The organism is Massilia eburnea, assembly GCF_009720745.1.
GTDB classification, from domain to species: domain Bacteria; phylum Pseudomonadota; class Gammaproteobacteria; order Burkholderiales; family Burkholderiaceae_D; genus Rugamonas; species Rugamonas eburnea.
In genome coordinates this window covers 1-487 of sequence record NZ_WNKX01000072.1, presented here as the reverse complement: position 1 = coordinate 487, position 487 = coordinate 1, and the positions used below count along the sequence as shown (strand labels likewise).

The window sequence follows — 487 nt, the reverse complement described above, 5'->3', positions numbered from 1 at the left end:
GCCGTCGCGCCGCCAGCCGGCCAGCACCAGCGGCTGGCCGACGCTGCCGTCGGCCAGGCCCGCCAGCAGGGCGCCGCCTGCCTGCAGCAACTGCTCGACCGGCTTGCCCAGCACCTGCGCGCGCGGCCAGCCGAAGATTTGCTCGGCGCGCCCGTTCCAGTCGGTCACCGTGCCCGCTGCATCGAGGCCGATGTAGGCTTCCTGCGCCGCCGCCAGCATGGCCAGGGTGCGCCGCTCGTTGGCGCCGGCCTGCTCCCCGGCCTTGGCCAGGTCGGCGCCGAGCAGTTCGACGCGCCGCCCCAGTTGCGCGTTCGCGCGCCCCAGATCCTGGCCCTCGCGGTACAGCCGCTGCAACAGCGCATTGCAGGCCTGGCGCAGGCTGTCCAGTTCGGCAAAGCCGCCTGCCGCGGCCGGCAATTGCGGCAGCGCGCCCTGCGGCGCGGCCTGCAAGGCCCGCGCAGCCTGCGCCATGGGCCGGGTCAGCCGG

The 487-nt window shown here is 76.0% G+C and carries 1 protein-coding gene; it reads right to left on the bottom strand.

Features of this window, described 5'->3' with window-relative positions; genetic code table 11:
* A partial coding sequence (locus tag GM658_RS28610) for a PAS domain-containing protein (RefSeq protein ID WP_155457510.1) occupies positions 1-487 on the bottom strand: 487 nt, incomplete at both ends.